Source organism: Micromonospora sp. GCM10011542 (assembly GCF_042650685.1).
Taxonomy (GTDB): Bacteria; Actinomycetota; Actinomycetes; order Mycobacteriales; family Micromonosporaceae; genus Micromonospora.
In genome coordinates, this window is sequence record NZ_JBHSBO010000022.1 from 23,253 (window position 1) to 36,727 (window position 13,475).

General features: G+C 73.0%; 10 protein-coding genes and 1 pseudogene. 4 read left to right on the top strand and 7 right to left on the bottom strand.

Annotated elements, in window-relative coordinates; translation table 11 throughout:
* Positions 1 to 39: 39 nt before the first annotated feature.
* The 3 genes from ACFOW4_RS07290 to ACFOW4_RS07300 form a co-directional block, all read right to left on the bottom strand.
* Positions 40 to 2,874, bottom strand: a complete 2,835-nt coding sequence (locus tag ACFOW4_RS07290; protein ID WP_377525655.1) for a ricin-type beta-trefoil lectin domain protein — start codon at positions 2,872 to 2,874, stop codon at positions 40 to 42.
* 304 nt (positions 2,875 to 3,178) lie between these two features.
* Positions 3,179 to 3,814, bottom strand: coding sequence for a hypothetical protein (locus ACFOW4_RS07295; RefSeq protein ID WP_377525667.1), 636 nt, complete (start codon positions 3,812 to 3,814; stop codon positions 3,179 to 3,181).
* Positions 3,815 to 3,985, bottom strand: a complete 171-nt coding sequence (locus ACFOW4_RS07300) for a hypothetical protein (RefSeq protein ID WP_377525657.1) — start codon at positions 3,983 to 3,985, stop codon at positions 3,815 to 3,817.
* A gap of 108 nt (positions 3,986 to 4,093) precedes the next feature.
* Here ACFOW4_RS07300 and ACFOW4_RS07305 point away from each other — a divergent pair, with 108 nt between their 5' ends.
* The 3 genes from ACFOW4_RS07305 to ACFOW4_RS07315 are packed head-to-tail and all read left to right on the top strand — an operon-like array spanning position 4,094 to position 6,716.
* Positions 4,094 to 4,549, top strand: coding sequence for a hypothetical protein (locus tag ACFOW4_RS07305; protein ID WP_377525658.1), 456 nt, complete (start codon positions 4,094 to 4,096; stop codon positions 4,547 to 4,549).
* A 7-nt stretch (positions 4,550 to 4,556) separates the two neighbouring features.
* Positions 4,557 to 5,903 (top strand): hypothetical protein, encoded by a 1,347-nt coding sequence (locus tag ACFOW4_RS07310; RefSeq protein WP_377525660.1) that lies wholly within the window; start codon positions 4,557 to 4,559, stop codon positions 5,901 to 5,903.
* Positions 5,904 to 5,948: 45 nt separating this feature from the next.
* Positions 5,949 to 6,716: a nucleotidyltransferase domain-containing protein gene (locus ACFOW4_RS07315; RefSeq protein WP_377525661.1), complete on the top strand. Its 768-nt coding sequence runs from the start codon at positions 5,949 to 5,951 to the stop codon at positions 6,714 to 6,716.
* On the opposite strand, the gene ACFOW4_RS07320 is transcribed toward ACFOW4_RS07315, so the two are convergent.
* The 3 genes and pseudogenes from ACFOW4_RS07320 to ACFOW4_RS07330 form a co-directional block, all read right to left on the bottom strand.
* Positions 6,713 to 8,107 (bottom strand): dihydrolipoyl dehydrogenase family protein, encoded by a 1,395-nt coding sequence (locus tag ACFOW4_RS07320; RefSeq protein ID WP_377525662.1) that lies wholly within the window; start codon positions 8,105 to 8,107, stop codon positions 6,713 to 6,715. The two genes, ACFOW4_RS07315 and ACFOW4_RS07320, sit on opposite strands and share 4 nt — an antisense overlap.
* Before the next feature lie 323 nt (positions 8,108 to 8,430).
* Positions 8,431 to 9,916: pseudogene (locus ACFOW4_RS07325) on the bottom strand (hypothetical protein).
* 311 nt (positions 9,917 to 10,227) lie between these two features.
* A complete protein-coding gene (locus ACFOW4_RS07330) occupies positions 10,228 to 11,793 on the bottom strand; it encodes an FAD-dependent oxidoreductase (RefSeq protein WP_377525668.1) in 1,566 nt (521 codons plus the stop codon).
* A gap of 82 nt (positions 11,794 to 11,875) precedes the next feature.
* On the opposite strand from ACFOW4_RS07330, the gene ACFOW4_RS07335 reads away from it, so the two are divergent.
* Positions 11,876 to 12,469 carry a helix-turn-helix domain-containing protein gene (locus tag ACFOW4_RS07335; RefSeq protein WP_377525664.1) on the top strand — a complete coding sequence of 198 codons (594 nt, stop codon included), beginning with the start codon at positions 11,876 to 11,878 and terminating at the stop codon, positions 12,467 to 12,469.
* A 132-nt stretch (positions 12,470 to 12,601) separates the two neighbouring features.
* Here the strand turns inward: ACFOW4_RS07335 and ACFOW4_RS07340 are convergent, their stop codons facing one another.
* The gene (locus ACFOW4_RS07340; RefSeq protein WP_377525665.1) at positions 12,602 to 13,405 is read right to left on the bottom strand and encodes a helix-turn-helix domain-containing protein; all 804 of its coding nucleotides are present in this window, start codon (positions 13,403 to 13,405) and stop codon (positions 12,602 to 12,604) included.
* Between the last annotated feature and the right edge of the window lie 70 nt (positions 13,406 to 13,475).

A 13,475-nucleotide genomic window follows, 5' to 3' on the forward strand; every position in this document is an offset into this window, starting at 1 on the left:
GGGCCCCGGGCCGGTCGGCCCGGGGACCCTCCCCGGCGGTCATCCGGCGTTGACCACCCACTTCTGGTGGGCGCCACCGGCGTACGTGCCGATCTGGATCTGCGTGCCGTCGGCGGTGCCGGCGCCCGCGGCCTCCATGACCTTGCCCGACTGCGGGTTGCGGATCGAGCCATCGGCCTGCGGCTGCCAGACCTGCGACCCGGTGCCGTTGCAGGTCCACAGCTGCACCTTCGTGCCGTCGGCCGTGCCGCCGGCGGACACGTCCAGGCACTTGCCCAGCGCCCGGTAGGTGTCACCGACCCGGCTCCACGACTGCGCGCCGCTGCCGTTGCAGGTCCAGAGCTGGATCTTCGTGCCGTCGGCGGTGCCCGCGTTGTTGACGTCGAGACACTTGCCGCCGACGCCGGTGATGGTGCCCGATCCGCCACCTGCGGTCCCGTACACCTCGAGCTCGTAGATGCGCGCGGCCGGATCGGTGGTGCTGGTCGGTGCGGTGATCGCCAGGCGGACGTGGCGCGTGCCGGGCGCGGTGACGTCGTGGGTCGTGGTGCTGGCCGTGTTGCCGGTCACCGTGGCCCGGTTGGTCCAGGTGGTGCCGTCGGCGCTGGACGCGAGGGTGAAGTCCCGGGTGTTCCAGGCGGCGTTCTCGCCGCCGGCGCCGGCGTGCTTGACCACCACCCGGTTGACCGCGTAGCTGGCCCCGAGGTCCACCTGGAGGTACTTGTTGGTGCCCTTCGAGCACCACTTGTCGCTGTTGCCGCCGGACACGCTGCCGTTGACGGCCTGGGCCGGGCCCTCGCTGGTCGAGCAGGAGCTGTCCGCGGTGGCCGGCTTGTTCAGCGCCAGGTTGGTGCCGTTCGGCGGCGGGGTGCTGCCGGGGATGGCGTTGAGCGTGTACCAGGCCTCGGTGCTCCACAGTGACTGGCCGCTGGTCGAGGTGAACGGGCGTGGCGAGCGAAGGTAGACGACCCGCCCGGCCTTGCGGCCGTCCACGGCGAGGGTGACCTTCTTGCCGTCCGCGGAGAGGGTGGCCGAGGTGACGGTCAGCGTCTCCTCGTCGACCTTCGGGCCGCCGTAACTGGCGGTCGGCACGTACCGCCACTGCTTGACCTTGTAGTGCGCGGCCAGGTTCGCGGCGGTCTCCGCGGAGACCGGCTGGGTGTACTCCACCTCGAAGCCGGCGGCGGTGGCCCGCATGGCCTGCATCTCGAAGGCGCTCGTGCTGTTCGGGGTGAGCTTCTGCAGGCCGTAGCTCAGCTTGCCGGACTGGCCCCAGTTGCCGCCCGCGCCGAGGCCGCCGACGTAGATCGCCCCGTCCGGGCCGACGTTGACCTCGGAGACGCCCGCCTCCAGGCCCTGGGTGAGCCGGAACAGCGCGCCCTGGTACTCGCCGTTGACCTTCTCCACGTAGGCCCGCTGCAGACCGCCGTAGGTCACGTCACCGATGACGAACTGCCCGGCGTAGCGGCCCGCGGTCAGATATTTCGGCGTGCTGGGGGAGTTGGCGATCTCGTTCTGCGGCATCCACAGCACCGGCGGGGTGACCGGGTTGGCGTCGAACGGACCGGACGGGTTCATGTAGTGGTTGAAGAACCGGCCCTGCTTGATGTGCACCAGCTTCGACGAGGGCAGCCAGCCACCCTGGTTGTCGGTGACGAAGATGCCGTTCTCGGGGCCCCAGCCGATGCCGTGCGGGGTGCGCAGGCCACCGGCGATGTAGGAGACCGCGCCGGTGTCCTTGCTGACCTTGATGGTGGTGCCGCGGTTCGACGCGGGCTGCGGGTTGCTGGTGGCGCCGCCGTAGTCGATCGACACCGACAGGTTCAGGTAGAAGAAGCCGGCGTCGTAGAGCAGGCCGAACGCGAACTCGTGGAACCTGCCCCCGTACGGCCAGGTGGCCACCGTCTGGAGCTGGTCGGCCACCTCGTCGCCGGTGGTGTCGACCAGTCTGGTGAGCCGCTGCTTCTCCGAGACGTAGACGACGCCGTCCACGATCTTGAGGCCCATCGGCTCCTTGAGGCCGCCGGCGATCTTCTTGGTGGTCACACTGCCGGGTCCGGTCGAGCCGCCGGTGTTGGTGAGGATGTACACCTCACCGTCCTGCGAGGTGCCGGACTGGTCGCTGCCGCCCCAGGTGCTGATGACCAGGCGGCCGTCGGCCAACCAGTCCATGCCGGTGACCTTCGGTTGGAAGCCGCTGGGCCGCAGGTTGGTCAGCGTGTACCCGGGGTGCACGGCGTTGAGCGGCAGGCCGTCGCCGGGGGAGTCGGTGACCCCCTCGCACTCCTTCTTGCCCGGCGCGGTCACCCGGACCACTCCGGCGTCGGTGCTGAGCGCCGAGTTCGGCACGACGACGAACGACGACGAGCCGGGCGTCTTCCACTCCAGGGTGATCTGCTGCCCGCCGTCGCGCTCGAAGTGGTCGATGCGCAGCGGGTGCAGCCCGGCGGTGAGGGTTACCGTGCCCTCCTTGGGCGGCGTCGCGCCGTGCAGGCCGTCGTGGTTGATCACCACGGTGTTGTCGATGGTCAGCTTGGATCCGTCGTCGCTGCTCAGCCGGAACGCGTAGCTGCCGGCCTGGGTGGCGGTGATGTTGCCGAGCACCTGCGAGACGAAGTAGTTGTCGAAGCCGAAGTCGGCCGTCGACGTCCAGTTGATCGTGGACATGAGCTTGTCCACGTTCGGGGTCTGCGCGGGCTTGAGCGCGCAGATCTCGGAGAGCGGCACCTGCACGTCGAAGACGCGCAGCGTGACGCCCGGTTCCTGCTCCGGTGCCGCGGTGGCCGGAGAGGCCCAGAGGCCGGTGGCGGCCAGGGTGAGGATGAGCGTTGCCAGGACAGGACTGCGGAATCGGCGCAGCAGCCGTGTGCCCATCGTTCCTCCAACGGGGATAGGAGTGTCCGACGGCCGGCGCGAAACAGTGGTGGGAGGCGGTGGCCGCCGGCCCGGTTCCGAAACGTCCTCGACGCCGACGAGTGACGGTTCGGAAAGACCGGAGTGATGGACCGAGACATTAAGTTGTTTCGATAACTGTGTCCATGGCTTTGCATCGATGTATCAAAAGTTCCTCGCATCCGTGCGAAAGTTCGCGGCATTGGTGACCGAACGCCGGAATGATCCGAGGCGGTGGTGCGAGGTCGACCCTCCGCACGGGTCGATCACCGGGGGCGGGCAGGTCCTAGCGTCGGCCCCGCCGGACCTCGCGGCCGGCCACGCCACCGGGCCGCGCGCCGCCGGGCCGCCGTGCGGTGCCACCTCGCCCGGGTGCGGGCGTGCGTCGGGCCGCCACGACCACGATCGCACCGACGACCGCGACCACGAGGACGGGTACGACCCAGGGCGGAAGCCGCCGCTCGGCGTTGACGGCCGGGGTGGCGGCGGCGGGGGTGACCGTCCGGGCGTCGGTCACGCCCGCGGCGGCGGAGGCCGACGGGGTGGCGCCGTCGACCAGGGCGAGCAGGGTGGGCGCCGGCCCGTCGGTGGGTGCCGCCCACCCGGCCGGCGCGGCGGTGGTCGGCCCCTGGTAGTCGAAGGTCACCTCGCCGCGTACCGGCTCGCCGTCGGAGGCCACCGACAGGTAGCTGGCGGTGTACCGGCCCTTGGCGGGCCAGTGCGCGACGGACACGACCGCCGGGAAGCCGGTGTGGTAGAGCCGCGGCTCGAAGACGCCGTCGACCATGAAGTACTCCTGGACCGGCTTGTCCAGTCGCGTTGGCTCGCCATAGGACCATCCGTTGTCCACCCGGGAGCCACCCGGGCCGGTCAGTGTGAAGTGGGCGTTGGAGGCCGGTTTCTCGGTGAAGTACAGCCCGATCTACGGCATCGGCTCCCGGACCACGGTGCCGGTCAGCGGTGTGGAGGTGGCCAACTGCCCGTGTGCGGACGCCGGAGCGGCCGGCAGCAGCAGGGTGGCCGTCAGCGCCGCGGCCAACGCCATGGCGGTTCGGGTCAGGACGTGACGGGCAGTGACCGGCGCCGATCGCATCCGTTCATGATGGTCATTCCCCTGTCGCGGAACAAGACGTAAAGTTCACCTCCCCGACGGTCGGATCGACACCACCCCCCTCGCGTCGTTCGGAGTCAGCCTGTGCCCGTGCGTCCCCCCGGCCCCCGCTCCCGTCGTCTCCTCGCCGCCGGCCTGCTGACCGGCCTGCTGCTGTCCGGCTGCGGGCAGGATTCCGACCGGCCCGCGGTCACCACCGCGCCGACCACGTCGACAGCGCCGGCCACCGCGCCGGCCACCACGTCCCCGTCGGGCGCACCGACGTCGGCCGCCACACCGCCGGTGGACCGGGACATCGTCGTCACCGTGACCAGGAAGCGCGTCGACCCACCCACCGGCCGGGTCGAAGTCGGCAAGGGCCAGTTGGTCCGGATCACCGTCACCTCCGACGTCGCCGACGAGCTGCACGTGCACGGCTACGAGCTGGGCGCCCGGCTGCCGGCCGGCGAGCCCGGAACGGTGGAGTTCCGGGCCGACCGCACCGGGCTGTTCGAGGTGGAGACGCACGAGACGGAGCTGGTGCTGTTCCAGCTCGTCGTCCGCTGACCGGCCGATGGTGACCACGCCGGCGGTGCTGGCGCACGGCGTCGGCGGCCGACAGGACCTGCCGATCTCGCTGACCCAGCTCGTCGTGGCCGCGGCCCTCACCCTGGTCGTCACCTTCCTCGCGCTCGGCCTGCTCTGGCGCGAGCCGCGCCTGGACCGCGACGCCACGGGCGGGCGACCGGTGCCGGACCTGCTGGCCCGGATCGTCGACGCGCCCGCGCTGCGGTGGGTGCTGCGCGGCCTCGGCCTGCTCGTCGCCGGCTGGTTCTGCCTGGGCCTGCTCGGCGCACCGGACACCGCGGACAACCCGACGGCCGGTGCGCTCTACGTGCTGCTCTGGGTGGGCCTGGTGCCCGCGTCGCTGCTGCTGGGCCCGGTCTGGCGGCTGGTCAACCCGCTGCGGACGGCGTACCTGCTGGTCAGCCTGGCGCTGCGACGCGACCCCGCGCGCGGAGTGCGGACGCTGCCGCCCAGGCTCGGGCTGTGGCCGGCGGCGGTCGCCCTCTTCGCGTTCGTGTGGCTGGAGCTGGTCGCGCCCGACCGGGCCACCCTGCCGGTCATCACCGCCTGGCTCACCGGGTACGCGCTGCTGATGCTGGCCGGGGCCGCGCTGTTCGGGTCGACCTGGTTCGACCGGGCCGACCCGTTCGAGGTGCACAGCGCACTCGTCGGCCGCCTCGCCCCGATCGGCCGGGCCGCCGACGGCGTCCTGGTGTGGCGCAACCCGCTCGACGGCATCGCCGGGCTGCGGCCACGGCCCGGTCTGGTCGCCGTGGTGGTGGTGCTGCTCGGCTCGACGATGTTCGACAGCCTCTCCAACGCCCCGGTGTGGCTGCGGTTCGTACAGGAGAACGGCCTACCGCCGGCGGTCACCGGCACCGCCGGGCTGCTCCTGGTGATCGCCGCCGTCGCCCTGGCCTACCTCGCCGCCACCGGGGCCGCCGCCCGGATCGGACGCACCGCTGCCGAACCCGTGCCGGTACGCCGACTGCCGGCCGAGTTGGCGCACTCGATCGTGCCCATCGCCGTCGGGTACCTCGTCGCGCACTACTACTCGCTGCTCATCCTGGAGGGCCAGCGCACCATCGCGCTGTACTCCGACCCGCTGGACACCGGCGCCGACTGGCTCGGCACCGCCGGTTGGCAGCCACACACCGGCCTGGTCACCCCCTCCGGGGTGGCCACCCTGCAGATCACCTTGATCATCGTCGGGCACCTGCTCGGCACGTTGCTCGCCCACGACCGCGCGCTGTACCTGTTCCCCCGGGCCCGCGCGGTGGCCGGGCAACTGCCGTTGCTGGCGCTGATGGTCGCCTACACCGTCGCCGGGCTGCTCCTGCTCTACGCCGGCTGACACCCCGGCTCCGGGCCGGCGCCGAGGGCGGGCGAAGATGGGACCGTGGACTCGGACCTGCGGCGCTACCTCGACGACCTGGTCGACTCGGCCCGGGCCGTGCTCGGCGCCGACCTGGTGGGCGCGTACGCGGCCGGCTCGGTCGGCCTGGGCGCCTACCAACCCGGCCGCAGCGACGTGGACGTGGCCCTGGTCAGCGCCGGGCCCCTGTCCGAGGCCGCGAAGCGGGCGCTCGTGGCGCGGCTGCGGCACGAGGCGCTGCCCTGCCCGGCGCGCGGGCTGGAACTGGTCGTCTACCGGCGCGCGGTGGCCGCCTCCGGCACCCCGGAGCCCGGATTCGAGGTGGAGCTGAACACCGGGGCCACCATGCCCTTCCGGTGCACCCTCGACCCGGCGGACCGACCGGCGGCCGACGGCCGCTTCTGGTACGCGCTGGACCGCAGCATCCTGCACCAGAGCGGGTACGCACTGCTCGGCCCGCCGGCGGGGCAGGTCTTCGCCGATCCGGCGCCAGCCGACCTGCGCCGCCTGCTGATCGAGGCCCTCACCTGGTGGCTGGCCCTGCCCACGCCGCCGGACGACGGGCCCGCCCCGGGTGCGGAGGACGCGGTCCTCGGCGCCTGCCGGTCCCTGGTGCGCCACCGCGACGGAGTCTGGCTGTCCAAGGTCGCAGCCGGCCAACGGCTGATCGACGCCGGCGACCCGGCCGAGGTGATCCGCCGCTCGGTGGCCGCCCGGCACGGCGGTCCGCCGCCCACCGGCCCGCAGGCACGCGCCTTCCAGCAGCGCGTACGCGCCGAGATCGCGGTCTAGCGGACCGGGCGGGGCTGCAGCGAGGCGAAGAGCAGGTTCAGCCCCTCCGTCATGGTCGGGTGGGTGATGATGGCGTCCCGCAAGGTGGTCCACGGCATGCCAGCGAGCATGGCCAACTGCACCGCGGTGATCACCTCGCCCGACTCGGCGCCCAGCAGTGCGACACCGAGGATCCGGTCGGTGTCGGCGTCGATCACCGCCTTCCACCGGCCCTCGGTCTGGCGAAGCGTACGGGCGCGGGGGATCGCCGCGACCGGCAGGTGCGCCACCAGCACGTCGTACCCCGCTTCGCGGGCCTCGGTCTCGGTGAGGCCGACCCGGGCCAGCTCCGGGGTGGTGAAGACGGTGTACGGGATGAGCCGCCCGGCCGTGCTGCGCTGCTCGCCCGCCAGGTTGGCCCGAATGATCCGGTAGTCGTCGAGGGAGGCGTGGGTGAACTGCGGGGTGCCGGCGACGTCCCCGGCCGCCCAGGTGCGCTCGGCGGTGGTCCGCAGGTACTCGTCCACCAGGATGAAGCCGCGGTCGTTCAGCCGTACGCCAGCGACGTCCAGGCCCAGCCCGTCGGTCACCGGCGCCCGGCCGACCGCCACGAGCAGGTCGTCACCGGTCAGCAGGCTGCCGTCGTCGAGCGTCACCCGGACCGTGCCGTCGGCGTCGCGGTCGACCCGGGCGACCGTCACGCCGGTACGCACGTCGATCCCGTCGTCCTGGAAGATCCGGGTCACCGCGTCGCCGACGTCGGGATCCTCCCGGGCGAGCAGCCGGGGGCCACCCTCGATCACCGTCACCGCGCTGCCGAAGAACGCGAACATCTGCGCGAACTCCACCCCGACGGTGCCGCCGCCCAGCACCACCAGCCGGGCCGGTAGTCGTTGCAGGTGCAGCAGGGTGTCGCTGGTCAGCACCTCGGCCTCCGCCAGGCCGGGCACCGAGGGCAGGTACGGGCGGGTGCCCAGGTTGATGACCATGTCGCTGCCACGCAGGAGCCGTTCGTCGCCGTCGGCCAGCGACACCCGCACGGTGCGCGGGCCGACGAACCGGGCCTCGCCCATCACCAGGTGCAGGCCGGATTCGAGGAACTGCTGCCGGTTGGCGGCGACCATGCCCTCGACCACGTCCTCCTTGTGGGCGCGCAGCAGGTCGAGATCCACCCGGCCGCCCTCGACCGCCACGCCGAGCGCGGCCGCGTGGCGGAGCTGACGGGCCGCCCGCGCGCTGGTCACCAGCGCCTTGGTCGGGATGCAGGCGACGTTGATGCAGCTACCGCCGATCATGCTGCGTTCGACCATGGCCACCCGACGCCCGGAGCGGGCGGCGTCCATGCTCAACGTCTTGCCGGCCTTTCCGCCGCCGACCACGAGCAGGTCGAACTCCTCGGGTTGGTCAGTCACCAGGCGCTCCCTTCCGCCGGCGGACCCGGCCGGTGGCCGCCGGCGGTACGCGGCGGCCCAGCCAGCCTGTCAGCTTCGGAGGCGGCATCCGGGTGGTTCGGCGTAGATCCGCCGCCCGTCCGGGCGACCGGGTCAGCCGCGGGCGGCACCACTTCCGGCGACCGGCTCCCCGAAGGCCCGGAACGGCACCGGTGCCGGCTCGCCGGTGGTGCCGGCGGGGCCGGCGGTGTGGTCGGCCGGACCGGCGGTGTGGTCGTTGTCGGCGCTGTGCCCGGCCGGAACCGCGGAGTCCTCGGCGGACGTGCCCGGATCGTCCGCGGCAGCTAGTCCGCCGGACCGGTCACCGCCGGAGTGGTCCGCTCCGTGCCGGTCACCGCTGGAATGGTCAGCGCTGTGCCGCTCACCGTCGGAGTGGTCGGCGCTGTGCCGCTCACCTCGGGGAGGCTCGACGGCACTGCGCTCGACGATGCTGCGATCGGTGACGCTGCGATCGGCACCGGGCCGGTCGGTGCCGTTGCGGTCGGCGCCGGACCGGGCACCCACCATCGGGTACTCGGCGGTCTCCGTCCCACCGGCGGCCGCGGCCATCACCGCGGCGGCGGCCAGGTCGGCCACCCGCTTCGCCTCCCGCTGCACGCGGGCGCGGACGTCCTTGGCGTGCCGCTCGGCGGAGTCGCCAGCCCGGCGGGCCTCCTCCAGCCGGGCGCTCTCGGCGGTGAGATCCCGGCGGACCTCGCCGAGGCGCTGCTGCATCCGGGACAGCTCGTTCTCCAGGGTCTCGCCCTCCTGCTGCACCTCGGCGAGCTGCTGCCGGGCGGTCTCCAGCTCGGAGTGGAGCTGGGCCGACTCCTGCCGGCGTTCCTCAATCTCCTGCTGCACCGCGGCGAGCTGCTCCTGGTGGACCGCGGCCTGCTCGTCGGCCCGGTTCCGCAGCTCGGTCACGTGCTGCTGCGCCTCGGCCAGCAGCGCCGCGATCTGCTGCTCGGTGGTGCTGCGCTGCGCGGCCAGCTCCCGCTCCGCCGTCGCGCGCTGCTCGGCGATCTCCTGCTCGGCGGCGGTGCGTCGGTCGTTGACCTCGCGCTCCACCCCGGCCTGCCATTGCGCCAGCTCCTGCTGGCTCTTGGCCCGGGCCGCCTGGAGCTCCTGCTGGATCTGGGTCCGGGCCGATTTCATCAGCGCGTCGGCGGCGACCCGGGTCTGGTTGAGCTGCTGCGCGCTCTGCTCGGTGATCCGTTTCGCCTCGTGCTGTGCCCGCTCGTGCGCGGCCTCGCCCTCGGCGCGCAGCTGCTCGGCGTGCTCCCGGATCGCGGTCAGCTCGGCCTCGGCCGCGGCCCGCCGCTCCTCGTGCGCCTGCTCCTGCTCGCTGCGCCGGGCGGCGAGTTCCTCCGCCAGGTCCTGTCGCGCCTGCGCGGCGCGCTCGCGGGTGTCGGTGAGGATCCGCTCGGCCTCCGTCCGCAGCTCGGTCGCCAGCTCGGTCGCCGAGTCGGTGATCAGGGCCGCCTGCTTCTCGGCCAGGGTCAGGATCTCCCCGACCATCGGACCCAGATCCTGGAACGAGGCGCGGTCCACCTGCACCGGTCGCTCGCGCACCTCGGCCAGCTCGGTGCGCAGTCGCTGCACCTCGACGGTCAGCTCACGGACCCGGGCGCTGGCCCGCCCGTGCTCGGCGGTCAGCGTCGCGAGCTGAGCGTCGAGCTGCTCCAAGTGCCGATCGACCTGGCGTTTGTCGTAGCCGCGCAACGCGAGCTCGAAGCTCGGCCGCGAGGTCGCGTCGTCGCGTACAGCGAGCGGCTCAGCGCCGATGGACATGCACCATCCTCCGTAGGATCCTGGCGTCAGGGCCGGCGGTCGACCGCCCCGCGGGCCGTGAATGTGGCGCAACGCTACCGCCGCGCCCGCGCGCCTCCTAGCCCCGCCCTCCCCGCCGCCCACCGCCCTGCCGATGATGAAACGCGTGGTGGGCGCTACGAGGTGGTACGCCGCTTTCGCGAGCCACCACAACTCCCTGATCGATTGCGGTGGTCGGTGGGCGCCGCCGAACTCCACGATCGGCGGGACCGGGCAATGGCGGTATCGATGTGCGGCGCCGGTGGCGGTCGGGCTGCCACCGGCACCCGTGCTCAGCGGCGCCGGGCGCGCAGCACCGCGTCGTGCAGAGTGATCTCCCGGCCCTCCGGGTCGGTGCTCGTCCGGGGCCGCGCCTCGGCTACGAGCACCTCCCAGCGCGCCGGGTCCAGCGAGCCGGCCACCTCCTCGGCGGTGTACATCATGTCCGGCATGTGCAGCCGGTGCGCCGAGGTCCACAGGTCCGACGGGTGGTGTCCGACGATCAGCAGGGTGCCGCCCGGCGCCACCGCGTCGGCCAGCCGGGCGAACAGCTCCCGCCGCTGCGTTGGCGGCAGGTGCATGAACTGCGCGGACACCAGGTCGTACGCCTCCTCGGCGGGTGGCTTGTCGCGCAGGTCGACGTGCATCCACTCGATGCGGTCACCGACGCCGGCGGTGTCGGCGTGCTCGGCGGCCCGGGCCAGCGCCGTGCTGGAGATGTCCACCCCGGTCACCCGCCAGCCGCGCTCGGCCAACCACACCGCGTCGGCTCCCTCGCCACTGCCCACGTCCAGCGCCCGTCCCGGGGTCAGCCCGGCGGCTTCGGCGACGAGCTGCGGGTTGGGCCGGCCGCTCCACACGACCGGCTTGGAGCGGTAGCGCTCCTCCCACGCCGGTTCCTCGAAGGCTGTGGCGATCATCTGCCGGTACGCGTCGACCGCCGCGCGGGTCTCCTCGGCGATCAGGTCGGCGTTGATCGCCGCACCGGCGGCGAGGCCGGCGGCAGCCGCCGCGATCACCTGGCCACGGACGTCGGCCACGTTGCCGGCCACCCAGACGCCCGGCACGCTCGTCGCTCCGGTGGCGTCGGCCGGGATCTGACTGCCGACCACGTGCCCGCCCATCGTCACCTCCTCCGGCGCCAGCCCCAGCCCGACCAGCATCTCCGCGCGGGGGACCGGTCGGGCCGCCACCACCAGCGCGTCGAGTGCCACCACCCGACCGGAGGCCAGCCGGACGCCGGTGAGCGCGTCCCCGGTCACCTCCAGCGCGGCGACCGGGCCCGGCACCACGGCGACGCCCCGGGCGGCGAGCCGCTCGGCCGCCACCTCGTCCAGTGCCGGAGCGTCGTGCAGCAGGAGCAGCACGTCGGAACTCCACTGGCGCCACAGCTCGGCCTGATGCAGGGCCAGCGGCCCGGTGGCCAGCACGCCGATGCGCCGGTCCCGGACCTCCCAGCCATGGCAGTACGGGCAGTGCAGCACGTCACGGCCCCACCGCTCGGCCACCCCGGGCACGTCCGGCAGCTCGTCGGTCAGCCCGGTGGCGACCAGCAGCCGCCGGGCCCGCACCTCGCGCCCGCCGTCGAGGCTCAGCCGAAACCCGTCGCCGTCCCGGGTCGCGGCGTCCACCCGCCCGGACAGGAACTGCCCGCCGTACCCGGCCACCTCGGCGCGGCCGGCCGCCAGCAGCTCGGCCGGCGGCGTCCCCTCGCGGGCCAGGTAGTTGTGCACGTGCCCGGCCGGCGCGTTACGCGGCTCGCCGGAGTCGATCACCAGAACCGACCGCCGGGCCCGGCCCAGCGCCACCGCCCCGCTCAGCCCGGCGGCGCCGCCGCCTACCACCACCACGTCGTACATCTCGTCCACCGTTGCCCCCCTAGCTCGTCTGCTGCGCCCACCATCCACCGGGACCGGCAACGCGGCAACTATCGTTGCTGTTATGGCAAACGACGAGAGTGTGGCCCTGGCCACCGTCGGTCCGCGACTGCGCGCGCTGCGGCAGAAGCGCGGCACCACCCTGGCCCAGCTCGCCGAGTTGACCGGCATCTCGGTGAGCACCCTGTCCCGGCTGGAGTCCGGCGGTCGCAAGCCCACCCTGGAACTGCTGCTCCCGCTGGCCCGGGCCTACCAGGTGCCGCTGGACGAGCTGGTGGACGCTCCGGCCACCGGCGACCCGCGGGTGCACCCCAAGCCGATCGTCCGCCACGGGATGACGTTCCTGCCGCTGACCCGTCGCCCCGGCGGGCTCCAGGCGTTCAAGCAGATCATCCCGCCCGACACCGGGACGGGGGACCTGACGCTGAAGACCCACGAGGGCTACGAGTGGCTGTACGTGCTCTCCGGCCGGCTGCGCCTGCTGCTCGGCGAACACGACCTCACGCTCACCCCCGGCGAGGCGGCCGAGTTCGACACCCGGGTGCCGCACCGGGTGCTCAACCCCGGCCCGGGGACCGTCGAACTGCTGACCCTCTTCGGGCCGCAGGGGGAGCGTCTGCACGTCCGAGCCCGCCCCGCCGGGTCCGAGAACCGGTAGTCGTGGCTCAGATCTGGCACCCGTCCGAAATGCCGTCCGTCGCCGGTCGGTCCCGCGCCCGGGCCGGGAGCCCCCGGCGGTTACGGCAGTGCGGCCGCTGGGGAGCGGCCCTGCCCGACTGCCGTTGCGGGCTCATGCCCGGCCGAGGGTGTGAAGCCGGTCCCTGGTCGCCGCGTCAGCGGGAAAGAAGGCCTCGACAGCCAGCCCGGCGACGGTGACATCCCGAGGCGTGCCGAAGACGGTGGTGGTCGTGAAGAATGACAGCTCCTGGCCGTCATGGCGGTACCGCAGTGGGATGACGACGCGCGAGGCGGCGTCTTCGACCGGCGCCGTACGGCCGTTGTCGCCCGGATAGCCGCGAAGCTCCTCGTGCAGTTCGTACAGGGCCGGGTCGTTGCTTTTCGCGGCCTGTTGACGCAGCCGGTGGAGCAGGTGGGTGCGCCACTCCGGCAGGTTGAGGATTCGCGGGGCCATGCCCTCGGGGTGCAGGCTGAGCCGCAGCACGTTGACCGGTGGGGTGAGGAGGTGCGGTTCGGCGCCAGCGGTGAGCAGCGCGACGGCCGGGTTGGCGTCGACGAGATGCCAATGCTGGTCGATGAGCACCGCGGGGTAAGGGTTGTGCCCGTCGAGGATCTGCAGTACGGCGGCACGAATCGGAACCAGGTGCGGGTCGCCCAGCTCGTGGGTGGGGTGGGCGGGCGCATAGCCGCCGGCGAGCAGCACCCTGTTGCGCTCAGCCAGCGGAATGTCGAGCTGGTCCGTCAACCGCAGGATCAGTTCCCGACTCGGCCGGGATCGTCCGGTCTCCACGAAGCTCAGATGCCGGGTCGACACTCCCGCCTCGATCGACAGGCCGAGCTGACTCATCCCGCGAGTGCGGCGCCAGTCGCGCAGCAGCTCCCCGACGGGTGGCCCATACCTGGTCACAGTCGTCACGCCCCGACCCTAGACGAGTAAGTCCTAATCCTGGTTAGTGGTCGTAGGCGATCAGGGACCGGGTGATGGG